Source organism: bacterium, from assembly GCA_014360495.1.
Classification (GTDB): Bacteria; Armatimonadota; JACIXR01; order JACIXR01; family JACIXR01; genus JACIXR01.
The window spans coordinates 38,920-55,496 of the sequence record JACIXR010000005.1 but is presented as its reverse complement, the minus strand read 5'-3'; the positions used below and the strand labels follow the sequence as shown (position 1 = coordinate 55,496).

The following is a 16,577-nucleotide window of genomic DNA, read 5'->3' as shown; positions in this document are numbered from 1 at the left end:
GTATGGAAATGGCGAAATTGCGAATTTCTTATGGAGAAGTTGATATAACTCCCCATTTTCCCGTAGACCTTGTAGGATATGGGAATAGGGTGAACCCTTGCTTAGGTATCTTGGACCCAGTTTTTTGCACATTCATTTTGTTGGAAAGCGATAAGAAAAAAGCTTTGCTTCTCAGCTTCGACCTTCTTGCCTTCGGAGAAAGATTAAGGCAAAGCCTGCTTCCTCATTTAAGGAGATTGGGCTTCTCTCAAGAGGAAATTTTTCCCTTCGCAACCCACACTCACTCAGCGCCAAGCACGGGGGCTGTTCCCTATATGGGAAACACTTATCAAAATTGGTTGAAGGACATTGGGAAAAGCATAGCGAACAAGATAAAAGAGGCAATGGAAAGACAAGAGGAGAAAAAATTAAAAGTTGTCACTGGGGAAGTTGATATCGCTTTGAATAGGAGAACGCTCCCGGGATGGCTTCCTACTAGAAAGGAAGAAGGGTATGTAGAAAAGGAATTCGCCGTCCTCTTCTTTGATAATATACCACTTGTCAACTTCACTTGCCACGCTGTCTGCTTAGGAGGAGATAATCGCTTCATAAGCGCTGACTTTCCCGGAAGAGCAAGGGTTTATCTCAAGTCCTTTCTCACTACTCCCGCTGTTCTTATGGCTAATGGACCTGCTGGCGACCAAAATCCAAAGGAAAGAGGTATTTACGGCTTGGAGATAACAGGTAGAAAGCTCGCTGAATCCGTCTTTAGCGTTTATGAGAAATCCAACGAAGTCAAAGCTGACTATATTGATTATGCTCACAAACTCCAATCCTTCCCTCTTGCTGAACCGCCTTCAACAGACTGGCTGAAGGACTTCATAAAGGAACAGGAAAAAGGAATAGAAAACGCTTCGCTTCCCGAACAGATTTGGCGAACTTCCTATATTCGCTGGGCTACCGACACGCTGAGAAAGGTAGAGGAAGGAAATTATGAGAAGGTAGTCAAGGGAAAAATCAGCCTTCTTAAAATAGGTGAGCTCTTATTTCTCTTCCTCCCAGGGGAGGTTTTCTCTGAGATAGGGAAAAAAGCTAAGGAGCTCATCAGGGAGAAGGGATTTATGCCATTTGTAGTTGGATATTATGATAAAATTATTGGCTATCTGCCAACTACATCAGCATTTGAAGAGGGAGGCTACGAGGTAAGCGACGCCTATAGATGGTATGGCTACCCTGCCCCCTTCCTCCCAACAGTTGAGGATATAACTTTGCAGACGGTGAGGGATTTATTGAAGAAGCTGTAGGTAATGTTAAACCGACCCATAGCAATCGTTCTTTTCCTATGGATAGCGGGAATAGTTTTAGCCTTCAATTTCATCCCACCCCCATTATATTTCCTCTTTTTAGCCTGTTTCTTCTTTCTTTTCCCCGTTTTCTTCCATCACCCTTTAGCAAAATCTTTCCTTTTATTTGCCTTCTTCCCCTTGAGCGTCGCAATAAACTCCGTCTATTTCGTCCATAATAGAACCCCTCCCTCCTGTATCGGGAAAGGATTTTTGGAGGGAAAGGTAGTTGAGGAGATAAGCTTTACGAAAAATAAAAAGCCTTTTCTTCTCGTTAAAGCCGAGAGGATAAGGGCGGGAAACAACGAAGATAAAGGGAAAATAGTCCAGGTTTTCTTTGACGATTGGGAGGGAAGGAGAATAAAAATGGGAGAAAAAGTAGAATTGAAGGGGAATATCGTTGTTCCTTCCACCAAGATAAGGCTTCAAGGGACTTCCTATTATATGAAATCAGCCGAATTTCTCAATGTCAGCGAAGGGGAAGGCTTTCTCTCCTTAATCGGTAAATTGAGAGGTAAGATTTTGGAGGCTTCAAAAAATGCCCTTCCTCCAACCTCTGCCCTCATATTGACCAATCTCGTCGTCGGGAAAGCCGATTCCCCCTCTCCTACCAAACTCCTGGAAAGCTTCAAGAAAACAGGAACAATCCACATCCTCGTCGTATCGGGAACGCAAGTTTCCCTTCTACTCGCCTTCGTCTGGTTTCTCTTAAGGCTCTTCCATGTAAGAGCAAGTTCTCTCGGAGTTCTCTTCCTCAGAAAACAAATCAGGAGAAAAATCGGTCTGGAAGTAAAAGACGAGCTTGTCCTTCTCTCTCGTGGCCTGAGCTTTCTTTTCCTCTTCTCCTTCTTAATCATCGGCTATTCCTTCCTCGTTGGTGGAGAGCTTCCCATTCAACGTGCCTCTCTGATGGGAATACTCGGCTTAATAGCCACGGCATTGGGAAGGAAAATGGACACATTCAATATTTTCGCCATCACTGCTTTGGTTATTCTATTATCTCATCCTCCCGCTTTATACACACCAAGCTTCCAACTCTCCTTCTTGGCTGTGTGGGGACTCATATCCCTCCTACCCATTGTTCAAGCCCTAATTCCTACCCCTCATTCCCCTATCGCGCGCTTCCTTTACCTAATTTTCGCCACATCCCTCTCCGCACAACTGGCTGTCTCCCCTCTCCTAATCCATTATTTTAAGATGTTCAGCCCGATTTCTCTAATCGCCAATATCTTCGCCGTTCCCTTATCCCTCCTCATCCTTGTAGAGGGGCTCATCTTCATTCCTTTCTTAATCATAATCCCTGCCTCTAAACTCATAATAGCACCCCTCCTCAATATCCCCATAATCCTTCTCATCCGCATCGTTGATTTCTTCTCTCACTTGCCCTTAGCGAGCTTAAACCTTTCCCTCCCACCTACCCTACTCTATTACTCTCTTTTCCTCCTCTTCCTTGCAGGAGAAGTTGTTGCCGAGCCCTCCTCAAAATTTTTGAGAAAATGCTTTCTCTATAGTGTTTCCCTTTTCTCATTGCTATTGATATGGCATAATTTCCTTTAAAATAAATTAGAAAGGAGGTTTGTAAAATGACCTATACCGAAGAGAAGATAGTTTATTTCAAAGATGAGGAAAATTGGCAGGAAAACACGGAGAAGGTAGTGGAATTGGTTAAGGACTTCCTCACAAAACACCCCGAGGTGAAATACCTCGTGGTTGCCTCAAGCAGGGGGTACACGGCAGAAAAGATGGCTAAAGCACTACCCTTGGACAGGGTCAAAATGTCCGTTGTCAAATTAGCTGTCCCAAGGGACCACGAATTCAATGTGGAATTCTCAGAGGACATAAAGGAATTCCTTGCCTCAAAGGGAATTCCTCTCCTTCAAGCCACCCATACCCTCAGCGGCGGATTGGATATGGCTCTTATGGAGAGATTTGGAGGTATCCCCCATTCCCGCCTCATAGCGGAAGTGCTGTATATATTCTCACAAGGTATGAAGGTCTGCTTGGAGATAGCGAGTATGGCGGTTGATGCCGGTCTTGTCCAAGAGGGAGCTGACGCCCTCTGTGTTGCGGGAACAGGTTTCGGCGCCGATACCTGCGTCCTACTCCAAGCGGAGGGTTCCTCCCGCTTCTTCAATATGAAAGTGAAAAGAATCCTCTGTCTTCCAGAGTAGCAAGAAAGGAGGATAAAAGATGAGCATTCTTATGCACAGCTATACTTATAGAGGTTATCCACTTGAGAAAGCTTTTCAAAAGGCGAAGGAATTCGGCTACGACGGGATAGAGCTCTCCACCGTCCATTTTGACTTCTTCGAGCTTGAGAAAGAAATTCATAGGCTAAATGATATGCAAAAGAAATATGATTTGCCGATTATAACAGCCGATTTCCCCGCCAACTTCATTACATCTGATGAAAGTATGAGGGAAAGCGTTGACATTTTGAGACAAGCGATACCCCTGCTGAAGAAGTTGGGTGTGAAGATTCTCAATGGAAGCGTCGGTCCGCTCGCTGGCAAGGAACCAAGCGATTTCTCTCAGGGAGGAAGCGCTATCGCCACCGATGAACACTATGAAAGAGCGATAAAGGGGCTGAAAGAGTTGGTGCCTATTTTGGAAGAGAACAATCTCCTTATCACTTTGGAAATCCACATGAACACCCTTCACGACACCGCCTCCTCGGCTATGAGGATAATTGATGGAGTGAATTCCCCCCTGGTTTTGGCTAATCTTGATTTGGGAAATATGTATGCGACTCCTCATGCCGAGGAACCGATAAAAGCGATAGAGATATTGGGGGATGGATTAGGTTATATACATTTGAAGAATTGTCGCAAAATCGCTAATGGATACGATTACAGCTGGGCACTTGAGGATGGAGATATTGATTACTTCAGGGCTCTATCTTTTATTTACGGAAAGGGCTACAAGGGAAACATCTGCATAGAATATTGTGGGCTTGGAGACCCCACCCCCAGGGCGAAGAAGGATATTCTTTACTTAAAAGATATTTTGAATGAATTGAAAGGAGGACAGAAATGAAGCTCGGCGTTGTGGATGCTAACTTTCGCTTGCCATTTGAGGAAGCCCTCAAAATCGCCAAGGAAATGGGCTTTCAAGGCGTGCAAATTTGGGTAACGGGAGAGCTGGACCCAGAGAGGTTGGAGGGTGGTGCGGAATGGGTCAAAGAGAAAGTTTCTAAATATGGTTTGGAGATAAGCGCCCTCTGTGGTGATCTTGGCTATGGTTTCGCCCATGAGGAGGGCTTGGAATGGCGAATAAAGAAGACAAAACAATATCTCTCCTATTCCGTTGAATTAGGCTCTCCCATAGTGACGACTCATATAGGGGTGATTCCCCAGGACCGCAATCATCCAGACTGGGATAAGCTCAGACGCTCCCTTGATGAGATAGGGGCTCACGCTGAGAAAGTGGGCGCTGTCCTCGCCGCTGAAACTGGTCCGGAGGAGCCCGAGTTAATGGTTGAATTCTTCAAATCCTTGAATACCTCGGCGATAAAAGTAAACTTTGACCCAGCTAATTTAGTGATGATGGGCTTCGACCCTGTGAAGGGCGTGAAGGTTCTCGCTCCCTACATAGTTCACACCCACGCAAAGGATGGAGTGAGGTATCCCGATGGGCGAATCGGAGAGGCACCTCTTGGAAAGGGACAGGTTCCCTGGCGGGAATATCTTTTGGCTCTAAAAGAGGTTGGCTATAAGGGGTATCTCACGATAGAGAGGGAAGTCGGCGAGGACCCCATAGGAGATGTGCGAGAAGCGAAAAAGTATCTTTCCGTTCTTATGAAAGAATTAGGGCTTTTATAAAGAATTTGAACTCCTTTTAAAGAGAGGGATAAAGGAAGGGCGATAAGCCTTCAACTTCCGTTACTTCGCACTCGTATATCTCAATCCCCCACCCTTCCTTCTGTATGCCTTTATCAACCTCAACTTTTACCTCCATATCATATGTATTCTCGTCGCCAAGCTCTATGAACTTTTCAACTACACCTGCTAAACGCCCCTTTGGGTCGTAAATAATTGCCTTATGAAAACCTTCCCCTTTTGCCTTCATCTTAATCCTTATCTGCCTCGCCCCTTCCCTCACTACGCAATTTGCTCTAGGGTAAATGTTTGCGAGCTGGGAAAATGAAGGGTCATAAATAGTCGGGGTGATTCTCTTATCGTAATGAACCTCCCAAATCGCCGACTCTTCCCCCAGAAGAACAACCTTCCACTTCCCTTTAGCAAGTTTAAAATTAACGCTCTTAAAAAGCTTTTCTCCTCCCAACCCCACCTTCTTAACAATCGCCCCTTTTTCATTGTATAAAATAGCCTTTCCTTCAACCAATCCTTCAAGGACAATTAAAACCTCCCCCTCTCCTTGCATATTTATCTCTACCTTTTCCCCTCTCAACCTCAAAAAGCGCCAACTTTCTGGGTCAAGATTTGCCGGCTCTTTTATATACAAAGGGAAACGATATTTTCCCGCAAAATGAAGAAACTTCCAGGAAAAAGTTCCTGCTGAGAGGGCATCCCTCGGAATCAAGAACTCCATTGATGTCTCCCAAGTTCTTTCAATTAGGTCCCAGAAGCGAGGGTCCTTCGTTTTCTCAGCGAGCCAAGATAGAGCGTCAAGGGTTCTGCAAGCATATTCAGGGTAAAATCCAAGCGTGCGATGTGCGAGCTTGAGGATAGCTTGATAGATTTCCTCCCTTTTTGAATGAAGATAAACCTCCAGAAGCCCAGCCATAGCTATGCCGTTCATAAAAGATATACGATTATCCCAACGAATGTTGAAACGACCAGTAGGAAGTTGACCTTGGGCGAGCTTCAAAGCCGCTTTTTCAGCTGCCTTCAGATATTCTTCCTTTCTCGTAACTTTAAACAACTGGGAGAGGGCAAACAAAGACCAACCTATCTGTCTTTCGTTTCCCATTCCCTCAAACCTCTCAACTTTCTGCACAAGCCATTTTCCTATCTCTTCAGCCGCCTCCAAAGAGCGTTTTTCCCCTCTTAAGAGATAATGTAAAAGAAGTCCCCTGAGGAATACATGCCCAAGGTCAGCTTCCGTTGTGGTGTGTAGAGGACTATGTTTCCATTGGCGTCCGGTGTAATGGTCAATGTCTATATCAGCTTGGTGTCTAACCTGCATCTCCGCCACATCAAGATACCATCTCTTCCCCGTCCTGAGGAATTGCACGAGAAAATTAAGAGGAACATCGTATTCCAAATTCGCATAGGAATTCTTTCCCTTATAAGGACCTCCATAATATGCATCTCCGAAATCTCGTATCCCCGTTGCCATCCCCCTTACCCACCTCCTCGCGCTGCTTTCCATAATAGCCTCCCAATAGGGGAAATATCTCAATGTTTCCTCACCCCTTGGCAATAAATCATCCAAAGCTTTCGTTCCTGCAATCCAGGAAGGAGAAACAATACCCACTAAACTTTCATTTGGTAGCTGTTTTCTTCCATTATCCGATATGGTAAGGCAGAAATCTAATGTCTTTGCCAATCCTCCCTCCCATTCAAACGGTTCCTCTCTCTTAAAGATAGAAAATCCACACTCTCTATTTTGTGAGACAAGTGCAATTGGATGATTCTGCCAGAAATATTTTACCCAAAGATATAAAATCTTCCTTCCCAACTCCACCCTCAACCAACCATCAGCCCTCTTCCCCTCCCCTTTCTTCCTTCCATCAACATCTATTTTAAACCTATATGCTCCTTCCTGAAGAAGCTCCGCTTTCTCCTTGAAATCCCATCCGATTTCATCACCATCAGCCCCAAATATTACCTTTGAGACTTTCCCATTCAATGAAAAAAAGAAATTCCCGGAGGAAATTAAAGCTGAGTCCCTTTCCCTTTCCGAATAATTAGTAATTGTTAAAGAGAAACAAATCCTTTCAGATTCGAGGAAAATATGGAGCCGGAGGTCATAGGCGAAGGAGCTAACCCATCCATCAGCCGTGCCGAATTGCCCCCTGATACGGAAAACGGAATGCAGGAATCCAATTTCTTCTTTCTCTACTTTTTCCGCCGGTAGAGGTAGAAGGATAACATCTTTTCCTTTCTTTTTCACCATAAAGCGCATCCCTAACCCATTAACAATCTCCACCCCGTCAATTTCTTTGATTTTCATAAAAGGAGGCTCTTTTGAGATCAGGAATAAGAATTTCCCATTATTTATAAGTATATCTCTTTCCCTCTCTTTAAAGACAATAGATTCGTTAAGCGAACGAAGATTATTTTTATTCGAAAAATTAAGCTTCAAAACCTCTCCCTCTTTTGCCCAAAAATCAAGCAGAGCCCAAGAGATTGACCCATCATCCCAGAAGCTTAATGCCCTTACTTGTAGGGGGGCGGATTTTCCCAGCAGAAGAGGAAATTTGGAGATTCTTCAAATCCCTAAGAAATCCCCTTGGAAAAGGAACTCCTACCCGAACATATCCCTCCTCCCCAGGCATTCCTTGGACTTTTATCGGCAGAAAACCATCCCCCAAAAATTTTTTGAACTCCATCTCATAGGAGAGTGGATTCGGAGGTGGCTGAGGACGTTTAAGAATTCTCTCTGCCTCTTCAAGGAGAGCTTTCGGGTCATAGGGAGCTTGGTTTGGATTGACATCTTTCACACAGCGAAAGCCCAATCCTTCGTAGAAGCCATAAGGCAAACAGCGAGCTCTCTGGTCGAGGCGTCCCGTGTTTGGAATTGGATAAAAATCAAAAGCTCCCCCTCCCTTTACTACTTTATATTTCCTTCCAAAGTGAGGGGATTTCACCTCCGAGCCTGGATAGGCTTCATACCAATCCGCTGTCCATTCCCATACATTTCCCGTCATATTATAGCACTTATAAGGGGAAACGCCTTCCTTATATGAATCCACGGGAGCGAGCTTATCTGTGCTGAGGTTTCTCGCTTTTGGATTATCCTCGTTTCCCCAAGGAAACAATCGTCCATCCCCTCCCCTTCCTGCCTTCTCCCATTCTGCCTCAGTTGGAAGGCGCTTTCCTGCCCAGATTGCATATCGCATCGCATCAAACCAGGTAATGTTTGTGACTGGCAAGTCCTCGCTTCCAGGTGGAGGATTGGTTCCATTCCAATGGGGCGGAGGAGGGTAGCCGGTCTCCTTAACAAATTGGGCGTATTGAGCATTGCTTACCTCGTAGCGGTCAATATAGAAGGCAGGAAGATAAATAGTTCTCCGCTGTTTTTCGTCGGGTTCAACATTCGGGCCGATAACAAAGTCCCCTTCGGGAACGAGGACCATCTCCATTCCATCTTTCCCTATGATGATATCGGGCAGTTCATTTCCCTCAAGGGAGGTAAGGGCGAGAAAAAGGCAGAAAAGGAGAGACAGTTTCTTCATTTATTAAAATGTTATCTTGATGAGGAAGTTTCCTCAAGTAAGACTTTCTCATTTTAAAATTCCCAATTTTTTAGTAGTTGTGTCCTTAACAGACTAAGATAGCAAGAATTGTGAGGACGCTAAACCCTGATTTCTCATTCCTTCTGGATGTTGCGACAAATTCTGATGATGAAGTTGAAATAGAGAAGAAGAGAAGGAATTCGGAACGAGATTGAGGAAACTTAAAGAAAGGGTAAAATAGAAGCAAGAAGACATGGAGGAATTTAGGGTATTTTAATCTCAAGCCGACTTATAATCAGTTATGATGGCGATAAATCCTCCTTTTTCCTTAATTCTGTCGCTATATTCAGCGCGAATCTCATTCATGTCCACTGATTTCTCCCTCTAATTCCTTTTGAAGGGGCTGGAAAACATCTTTTATCTTGGAATACGACTCGGCTAAAGGACATTTCCGATGTTTTTTTCATCCTCTCTAAAAGAATATCTTGCTAAATCTTCCTCTCCTTATAAAATATCATCTAAGGTTGAACACCTCTTAAAAGGCGAAGCCCGCTACTGTCCCGATTTCCTCCTCCACCTATCCCCTTCCTACGCCAACGGGAGAAATATCCAACAACTCGCCGATGAAGGCATCCTCCATCCCGAAATCCCCAAAATCTTCCGCCGAAAGGGCACCCCCATCATCCTCTATAAACATCAGGAAGAAGCCATTCTCCTCGCGCAGAAGAACAAAAGCTATGTCGTAACGAGCGGAAGCGGCTCGGGAAAAAGCCTAACATATTTCATCCCCATTTTCAACTCCATTCTCACCAAGCCAGCTGAGGGAAAAAGTGTCCTCGCTCTCATCGTCTACCCAATGAACGCCCTCGTCAACTCCCAACTCAAATCCCTCCAAAATCTTGAATCAGCCTATAAGGAAAGATATGGTAAAGAATTTCACATCAAATTCGCCCGCTATACAGGCGATACCCCTGACGAGGAAAGAAAAAATCTCCAGAAAAATCCTCCCCATATCATCCTCACGAATTATGTTATGGCTGAATTCTTCATTATGCGAACGGATGAGCAGAAGATGTTCCTCGGTGGAGAAGGGCTGAGATTCCTCGTCTTTGACGAGATTCACACCTATAGAGGAAGACAAGGTGTGGATGTAGCTATCCTCATCCGCTGAGCAAGGGAGCAAGTAGGAAACTCAATCAGGAGCATTGCTCTGTTGATTTCTTCTATGAACCGAATGTTTGCGTTTTTTGCGATGGTCCGGTCCACGATGAGAGGAAGCAAAGGGAAAAGGACGAGATAATTCGCGAGGATTTGCGTTTGAATGGATATAGAGTTATAGTTATTCGCTACAATAGTGATATAGGCAAGCAGATAAAGGGTTACCCAGAGGTCTTCAGATAACCCTTTCTATTTGCGAGGGTTCTGCGCAGTAGCATAAACCGTAGCAATCTCAAAGAGACTGCCTCCTCGTTTTTCTTCTCACAATGACTGAAAGATTCTGTCCTCCCAGTGACAAAATGAACATTTTTCCTTATCAGATTCCTTCCCTCTCATTATAATTTATCAAAACTTCACAGGTAGGTGATATATCGCCTTGAGGAAAATTCCAAAATTGACCCATTTCGTTTTCGCAATCTTTCTCTCTTCCATCCTCTTCGCGGAGGAAGTCTCTTGGCTATCCCCTAACCGCCCACAACTTTGCCTCAACGGCAATTGGCAGTTTCAAGGACAAGAGGGAGAATTCCGCCTACCAGAAGGGAAATGGGACAAAGTCCCCATCCGCATCCCCTCCCCTTGGAATGTTAATTCCTTCTCGCGAGGGGAGGGCGGCGATTTCAGGCTTTTCCCCTCCTACCCCGAAGATTGGGAAAAATACCTCATAGGCTGGCATAGACGCACCTTCACAATCCCTCCTGTTATGGAAGGTATGCGCCTTTTCCTCCGCTTCGAAGCGGTTCATTATTATTGCGAGGTCTATCTTAATGGCAAGAAGGTTGGCGCTCATGAGGGTGGATTTACCCCCTTTGAGTTTGATATAACCGATTTCGTCAATTGGCAAGGGGAAAACGAGCTTTTGGTAGGTGTGAAAGATAAGAGCTTCTACGATGTCAACGGACTTACCCCCTACCCCTGGGGCTCCTTCTGGGGAGGTCATATAAGGGGAATTTGGCAGGATGTTTACCTCATCGCCCGCCCACAAGTATATATTGACGACATCTTCGTCAACACCTCTTATCGCAATAAGGAGATGAAGGTAAAGCTCTGGATACAGAATAAATCCGCGTCCGAACAGAATCTTGGAGTTTTCCTTTCAATTCTGGATAAGGAAGGGAAGGAAGTTCCCCTTCCCATTCAAGAAAAGCCAATGAGATTGGCTCCCGATGAGAGAGGAGAGATTGAATTCGTTATTCCTTGGAACAATCCTCGCCTTTGGTCACCAGATGACCCCTACCTTTACACTTTGGTTGCAAGCATTCACAATTCGTTAATGAAGGATGAGTACCGTCTCCGCTTCGGCTTCAGGGAATTTTGGATTGAGGGAAACGCCTTCTATCTCAATGGGAAGAGGATAAAGCTCAGGGGCGATGCCTGGCACTATATGGGAATCCCCTATCAGACGCCGGAATATGCTCGCCTTTGGTTCAAGATGGCTAAGGAAACAGGTTTGAACCACATTCGCCTTCACGCTCAGGTTTATCCCTCTTTCTTCTTGGATATCGCTGATGAGGAAGGCATCCTCATAACGAATGAAAGCGCCATTTGGGCTTCCGCTTGCAATTTTTATTATAACGATGATTTCTGGCGTAGAGCCTCTCAACATATAAGGGAATTCGTCCTGCGGGATAGAAATCATCCCTCGGTTGTCATTTGGAGCGTTGCAAACGAAATTATGGCTTCCTTTGGAGCAATCCCCCATAATATCGCTCCTTCCTTGGATTGGGTATTGGAGAGAATTTATGGATTGGTAAGGGAGATAAAGGAATTGGACGGGACCCGCCCAGTTTCCTCCGACGGAGATGAAGATATTGGTGGAAGAGGCGAGATTTTCAGTCTCCACTACCCCGGACCAAATCCCCCTAAAACTCAGAAACCAATAACCATAGGAGAGTCCGGCTCTATGTTCTACTCTACTCCTCCCGAGGTCGCCCCCACAGCTGGTGAGGATGTTTATCTCAGCTTCAGCAATCGCCTAAAGGGGGTCGGCGAAGAGCTTAGGGATTTGATTCCCCAGTATCGCAGATGGGCTCAACAGATCACCCCCTTCAATGTAGTTTGGTATTCCCTTGAGCCCCTGCCGATAACAAGAGTTCTCTCGTATGAAGATTTGCAGACCCCAGGCGTTAAACCAGAGCGATGGGGTCCCTTCTGCTCAACTCTTAATCCCGGTTATGACCCCTCCCTTCCACCCTACAAGCCTAATTCCCTCTATCCCTATATAAAAGAGCTCCTTCAACCAATTACCTTCTTTATAAGCGAAAGAAACTGCTCTTTCTTCAGCGGAGAGAAAATATCCCGCACATTCACCATCTTCAATGATATCTCGGAGAGCTCAAATCTGGAGCTTCGCATTGAGGTTCTGCGCGGTGAGGAGAAGATTTTCAGCCAAGCCATTCCCCTTTCCCTCGCCCCCTGCGAGTTCAAAGAAATAAAGATTTCCTTTGCTCTTCCTCAGGTTCCCAAAAAGGAAGCCATCCAGATGAATGTCGCATTATGGAAGGAGAATAAAGGATGGGTTAAGGTCAAAGAGGAACACTATAAGTTCTATGTCTATCCACCCATCCAACCCACCTTCCCTCCCCTCATACACGGAGACCCCAATCGTCTGCCCTTTCAAGCTGTTCCCCTGGCAGATATAAAATCCTTGACTCCCCAGAATATTTTGATAATTGCTAAGGCATTGGACGATTCAAGCGCCCAAGATTTGTTGGAGAAGGTTGAGGAGGGAGGAAAGGTCTTGGTTTTAGAGCCCTCCCCTTCCCTTCTCACTCTACTCAAGCTCTCCCGCCAAAACTATTCGGTCAAAAGAGCCTTCGCTCCCTTTGAGCATCCAATTCTAAAGGGAATAGAGAAAGAGGAACTTCTCTTTTGGCGACACGGAAAGGTTGCGAACGGTGGTTATTCCCTTCCCATTTCGGGAACGATTAAGCCTATAATTTTCTGCGGTGCAGGTGAGGTCTGCTTTTTGGAGATAAAAAGAGGTAAGGGAACGATTCTTCTGAGTGAGATGGATATCTTGAATCAAGTAAAGGAGGAACCAACAGCCCTCGCCTTCCTGATAAATTCCCTTGAGTATCTCCGTTCTCTTGACCAAAACAGCTATCCTCAGGTCGGTCTCCTCTTGCAAGCCGGCACTCCCCTCTCCAGCCTCATCTCGTCTTTGGGTCTGCAAGCCACATACATAAAGGAAGCAGACTTAATAAGTTATGATGTGGTTATATGCGATGGGCGAAGACTCCCCTCTTCCTCCGCCTTGCGAGATTTCCTTGATAAAGGTGGGAGACTACTCCTCCTTAACCCGATTATTCAAAACGAGAAAATCCTAAACGAGATCGTTCCATCATTAAAAATCTTTCCGTTGAGAGGAGAAGTTCAGCTCATAAGGGCGGGGAAGAATCCTCTTTCCGATGGTCTCCATTTGGATTGGCTGTATTGGTTGGAGAGAAACAGCGCAAGGGAGATAGCGAACTATTATTTTGAGGGAGATAATATAAAACCGATACTTATAACCTCCTATACTGATTGGCGAAAATGGAATTGGCAGGGCGAGAACATTAAGACCGCCGCTATCCTCAAAGCGGAGCTGGAGAGAAGCGCTCTTCCGCCCAAGTGTGTTGTAGGGGAAATTGAGATAGGGAAGGGAAAGCTGATACTATGTGGAATGAATATAAGCCCGATATATCCCAAATTCCTCACCGCTTTTTCCCTCCTTCTCTCAAATTTGGGTTTGGAGATGCGTCCCAGCGGTTTGCCCGATATATATGTTGACGAGAACGGCTACATAATGAGCTGGCTTGTTCTCGGACCATTTGAGGGGAAGGATAATCTTGAAATGCTTATTGAGAGATACATTGATGAGGAAGGGATATATCCTCAGGAGATGACGGTGGCAAGTGGGAGAGTATGGAGGAAAGTGATAGATTCCCCTCTCAATTTCAAATCTTTGTGGAATAAAAATTATGCAATTGGCTATGCGGGAATTTACCTATACTCTCCAAAAGAGAGGGAAGCATATCTTCATGTGGGAAGCGACGATTCCGTTATGATTTGGCTTGATGGGAAGCTCATATGGAGGAATCCCGCCGTTCGTCCCCTGACTTTGGATTCCGATAAAATAGCGATTAAATTGAGCAAGGGCTGGCATCGCCTCTTATTCAAGGTGACTCAGCTGAGCGGAGAATGGGGCTTATCGGCGAGGATAGTTGATGGAGATGGAAATCCCCTTGAAGACATTCGCTATTCCCTTATTCTTCCCGAGGGAGGCTTGAGGGAAATCAAACCTTTCGGTTGGGTGGGCGAGGCAGAGCCGAAGGGCAGTGAGGAATTCGCCTTTGATAGGGATGTGCGAACTCGTTGGTCATCAAATAAAGCGATGGAACCCGGCATGTTTTACATTTTGGATTTGGGGAGGGAGGAAGAGATAAGCATGATGGTTTTGGATTCCTCCCTTTCGCCAGGGGATTACCCAAGAGGATTGAGAGTTGAGGTCTCTCTCGATAAGAAGATTTGGCAGAAGATTGCAGAGATAGACGCCGAGGAGGTTGAGAAGAGGCAATGGAACGGGATTTTAGGAATTGATTTCCCTAAAGTCAAGGCAAGATACATAAAGCTGACCCAGCTTGGCTCCAATCCCTTCCTCTTCTGGTCAATCCACGAGATTTATCTTTATTGAGCGGAAAGTTTTTATCTCAGCTTATACACTATTTCTACGCTCACTCGCAGGGAGTTGGCTTCAACGCTCTTGGGGAAGGGAAGATAAGGCTCTGCTTTTTTCACCGTATCAACAGCAGAATCGTCAAGGAGCTTATAGCCTGATGAATTGACGACTTTTACATCCGATACCGTGCCATCCCTTTTCACAACGAAGGAAACCTTTACCGTTCCCTCCATCCCACTCAGTTTCGCCTGATAGGGATATTCCTTCGCTGAATTTATCTTCTTGTATATCATCTTTTGGAACGCCGCTATCTCCTTTGGGTCTATCTTCTTCTTAGGAGGTGGTGGAGGGGGTGGCGGAGGGGGAGGAGGGGGTGGTGGCTTCACTTCCTCCTTTGGTTTCTCCACGGGTGGAGGCGGAGGAGGTGGAGGCGGTTCCTTCTTTTCTTGAGGAGGTGGTGGTGGAGGCGGAGGTGGAGAAGAGGGCATCGCTGGCTTATCGCCCGAACCACCTACCCCGGGAGCGCTACCGCTCCCTCCTAACCCCGGTCCAGTGGCGCCTGGCTCCGGCTTCGGGATTCCACCCACAACGAATTCTCCCTCACCAGGCGTCGTCTTCGCAAGAACCTGAGCTGCCCCACCTCCCGGCGTCTGGGACGCTGGCTTCTCATCGGGAAGCCAAGGAGACCTCTCAACATTTTTCGCCAAGAACGGTTTTCTGGGCAGCTCTTTCGTTACCTCTTTCTTAGTTGCCTCTTTTTTAATGGTTTGTATCTTTTGCTTCACAATTTGTGCCCTTTTCTCAAGCTCCTCGCTCTTCTGAGAGGGATTGCGAATCCTTGCGTAGATGGGTGGAAGCTGAAGAGTAGGAGGTGGACAGGTTGGACAAGCCTCAAGGAATCTTCCCGCCATCGGCAGAGCCACGATATGAAGTGAGAAGGAAACAGCGAATGCCGTTGCCCATACCCTCTTTTTATTAACGAAGTTGAAATCCATTCTCTTCATCTTTTAACCCTCCCATTAGAGGGCGGTGATTTGAGCTCTGCAGCCAAAGCTATATAATCCAAACCGGAAAGGCGAACAGCATCCAAAACATCTATGACCTTCCCATAGGGAACATTCCTATCACCGCTGACTATCACGACTATCTTTTGATTTCTCTGGGCTTCCTCAGTCAACCTATCAAGCAAACGCTCAACCGTTACCTCCTCCCCACCGAGATAAACCTTGCCATCCTTGGTTATGAATATAGCGACTTGGGTCTGCTCCTGGGGGGCAGCGGTTGCTGCTTGGGGCAACGATATGTCTATTCCCGTTCCCGTGACGATGAAGGAAGCGGTCATCATAAAGATGATGAGGAGAACAAGCAGTATGTCATTGAAGGGAACCATATTTATTTCCCAGAAAATCTCCCTTTTCTTTCTCATCCTTCCTCCTTCATTTTGAGAAGAAACTCGTTTTGCCTAATCTCCAAAGCTTCCACTATCCTTCCCGTGAGGGAGCGATAAGCATTGTAAAGCGTCACAGCGGCTATAGCGACCGCCAATCCCGCAGCTGTGCAGACAAGAGCCTCTGCGATTCCAGCCCCAACTACCGCTATTCCCGCCGAGCGATAAACCGATATGGAGTGGAAGGCATTCATTATCCCCAAAACTGTTCCAAAAAGACCTATGAAGGGAGCAACCGCTCCAACCGTTGCGAAGAAGGGAAGGTTTCTCTCAAGGAAAAAGGAAACCCTTGCCAGGTTAAGTTCCATCAGCTTCTCGTGTTCCTTTTCGCCGGGATTTGAGAAATGAAGCTCAACCAATGGATTTGACGGTGAGGGGAAGAAAGCCTTCGCCGATTTATTGCTTTTGAATTTAGCCTCAAAATCGGAAAGGAACTTCTCCAGCTCTTTTCTGAACCTGCGATAGAGTAGCGACCTCTCCACTGCCACAGCTATAAGGATAAGCGAAAGGGCGAAGAGGATATACATAGTGAAGCCGCCGTGCTGAAAAAGGAAAGTCATCACATTCATT

The 16,577-nt window shown here is 45.9% G+C and carries 12 protein-coding genes; 7 read left to right on the top strand and 5 right to left on the bottom strand.

The features are described 5' to 3' along the window. Positions 1 to 8: 8 nt before the first annotated feature. Genes H5T88_05370 through H5T88_05350 form a run of 5 tightly spaced genes read left to right on the top strand, consistent with a single transcriptional unit; the run spans position 9 to position 5,143 of the window. Positions 9 to 1,283 carry a neutral/alkaline non-lysosomal ceramidase N-terminal domain-containing protein gene (locus H5T88_05370; GenBank protein ID MBC7329774.1) on the top strand — a complete coding sequence of 425 codons (1,275 nt, stop codon included), beginning with the start codon at positions 9 to 11 and terminating at the stop codon, positions 1,281 to 1,283. Between the two features lie 3 nt (positions 1,284 to 1,286). Continuing rightward, positions 1,287 to 2,879, top strand: a complete 1,593-nt coding sequence (locus H5T88_05365) for a ComEC/Rec2 family competence protein (protein MBC7329773.1) — start codon at positions 1,287 to 1,289, stop codon at positions 2,877 to 2,879. Between the two features lie 26 nt (positions 2,880 to 2,905). Beyond that, the gene (locus H5T88_05360) at positions 2,906 to 3,493 is read left to right on the top strand and encodes a hypothetical protein (protein MBC7329772.1); all 588 of its coding nucleotides are present in this window, start codon (positions 2,906 to 2,908) and stop codon (positions 3,491 to 3,493) included. Between the two features lie 19 nt (positions 3,494 to 3,512). Beyond that, positions 3,513 to 4,358: a sugar phosphate isomerase/epimerase gene (locus H5T88_05355; GenBank protein MBC7329771.1), complete on the top strand. Its 846-nt coding sequence runs from the start codon at positions 3,513 to 3,515 to the stop codon at positions 4,356 to 4,358. Continuing rightward, positions 4,355 to 5,143 (top strand): sugar phosphate isomerase/epimerase, encoded by a 789-nt coding sequence (locus H5T88_05350; protein ID MBC7329770.1) that lies wholly within the window; start codon positions 4,355 to 4,357, stop codon positions 5,141 to 5,143. The genes H5T88_05355 and H5T88_05350 overlap by 4 nt, the downstream gene beginning before the upstream one ends. A gap of 16 nt (positions 5,144 to 5,159) precedes the next feature. On the opposite strand, the gene H5T88_05345 is transcribed toward H5T88_05350, so the two are convergent. Together H5T88_05345 and H5T88_05340 are read right to left on the bottom strand one after the other, a co-directional pair. After that, positions 5,160 to 7,460 carry a hypothetical protein gene (locus tag H5T88_05345; GenBank protein ID MBC7329769.1) on the bottom strand — a complete coding sequence of 767 codons (2,301 nt, stop codon included), beginning with the start codon at positions 7,458 to 7,460 and terminating at the stop codon, positions 5,160 to 5,162. 184 nt (positions 7,461 to 7,644) lie between these two features. Then, positions 7,645 to 8,685 carry a formylglycine-generating enzyme family protein gene (locus H5T88_05340; GenBank protein ID MBC7329768.1) on the bottom strand — a complete coding sequence of 347 codons (1,041 nt, stop codon included), beginning with the start codon at positions 8,683 to 8,685 and terminating at the stop codon, positions 7,645 to 7,647. Positions 8,686 to 9,139: 454 nt separating this feature from the next. Between H5T88_05340 and H5T88_05335 the strand changes: the two genes are divergently transcribed. Both H5T88_05335 and H5T88_05330 read left to right on the top strand, forming a co-directional pair. Next, positions 9,140 to 9,856 carry a DEAD/DEAH box helicase gene (locus H5T88_05335; GenBank protein ID MBC7329767.1) on the top strand — a complete coding sequence of 239 codons (717 nt, stop codon included), beginning with the start codon at positions 9,140 to 9,142 and terminating at the stop codon, positions 9,854 to 9,856. Positions 9,857 to 10,279: 423 nt separating this feature from the next. Beyond that, positions 10,280 to 14,575: a discoidin domain-containing protein gene (locus tag H5T88_05330; GenBank protein ID MBC7329766.1), complete on the top strand. Its 4,296-nt coding sequence runs from the start codon at positions 10,280 to 10,282 to the stop codon at positions 14,573 to 14,575. Between the two features lie 11 nt (positions 14,576 to 14,586). Here H5T88_05330 and H5T88_05325 read toward each other — a convergent pair whose 3' ends face one another. From H5T88_05325 to H5T88_05315, 3 genes are read right to left on the bottom strand one after another with little or no spacing between them, the layout of a single operon-like run. Continuing rightward, positions 14,587 to 15,564, bottom strand: coding sequence for an energy transducer TonB (locus H5T88_05325; protein MBC7329765.1), 978 nt, complete (start codon positions 15,562 to 15,564; stop codon positions 14,587 to 14,589). Then, positions 15,561 to 15,986, bottom strand: coding sequence for a biopolymer transporter ExbD (locus tag H5T88_05320; GenBank protein ID MBC7329764.1), 426 nt, complete (start codon positions 15,984 to 15,986; stop codon positions 15,561 to 15,563). The genes H5T88_05325 and H5T88_05320 overlap by 4 nt, the downstream gene beginning before the upstream one ends. Next, complete coding sequence (locus H5T88_05315; GenBank protein ID MBC7329763.1) at positions 15,983 to 16,576, bottom strand: MotA/TolQ/ExbB proton channel family protein; 594 nt, start codon at positions 16,574 to 16,576, stop codon at positions 15,983 to 15,985. Before H5T88_05315 ends, H5T88_05320 begins: the two co-directional genes overlap by 4 nt. Position 16,577 lies beyond the last annotated feature (1 nt).

Excerpts from the sequence above, each read along its gene's own strand:
- H5T88_05345 (MBC7329769.1), bottom strand. The coding sequence starts at position 7,460 with ATGAAAATCAAAGAAATTGACGGGGTGGAGATTGTTAATGGGTTAGGG.
- H5T88_05360 (MBC7329772.1), top strand. The coding sequence starts at position 2,906 with ATGACCTATACCGAAGAGAAGATAGTTTATTTCAAAGATGAGGAAAAT.
- H5T88_05365 (MBC7329773.1), top strand. The coding sequence starts at position 1,287 with ATGTTAAACCGACCCATAGCAATCGTTCTTTTCCTATGGATAGCGGGA.
- H5T88_05315 (MBC7329763.1), bottom strand. The coding sequence starts at position 16,576 with ATGAATGTGATGACTTTCCTTTTTCAGCACGGCGGCTTCACTATGTAT.
- H5T88_05370 (MBC7329774.1), top strand. The coding sequence starts at position 9 with ATGGCGAAATTGCGAATTTCTTATGGAGAAGTTGATATAACTCCCCAT.
- H5T88_05340 (MBC7329768.1), bottom strand. The coding sequence starts at position 8,685 with ATGAAGAAACTGTCTCTCCTTTTCTGCCTTTTTCTCGCCCTTACCTCC.
- H5T88_05355 (MBC7329771.1), top strand. The coding sequence starts at position 3,513 with ATGAGCATTCTTATGCACAGCTATACTTATAGAGGTTATCCACTTGAG.
- H5T88_05350 (MBC7329770.1), top strand. The coding sequence starts at position 4,355 with ATGAAGCTCGGCGTTGTGGATGCTAACTTTCGCTTGCCATTTGAGGAA.
- H5T88_05325 (MBC7329765.1), bottom strand. The coding sequence starts at position 15,564 with ATGAAGAGAATGGATTTCAACTTCGTTAATAAAAAGAGGGTATGGGCA.
- H5T88_05335 (MBC7329767.1), top strand. The coding sequence starts at position 9,140 with ATGTTTTTTTCATCCTCTCTAAAAGAATATCTTGCTAAATCTTCCTCT.
- H5T88_05320 (MBC7329764.1), bottom strand. The coding sequence starts at position 15,986 with ATGAGAAAGAAAAGGGAGATTTTCTGGGAAATAAATATGGTTCCCTTC.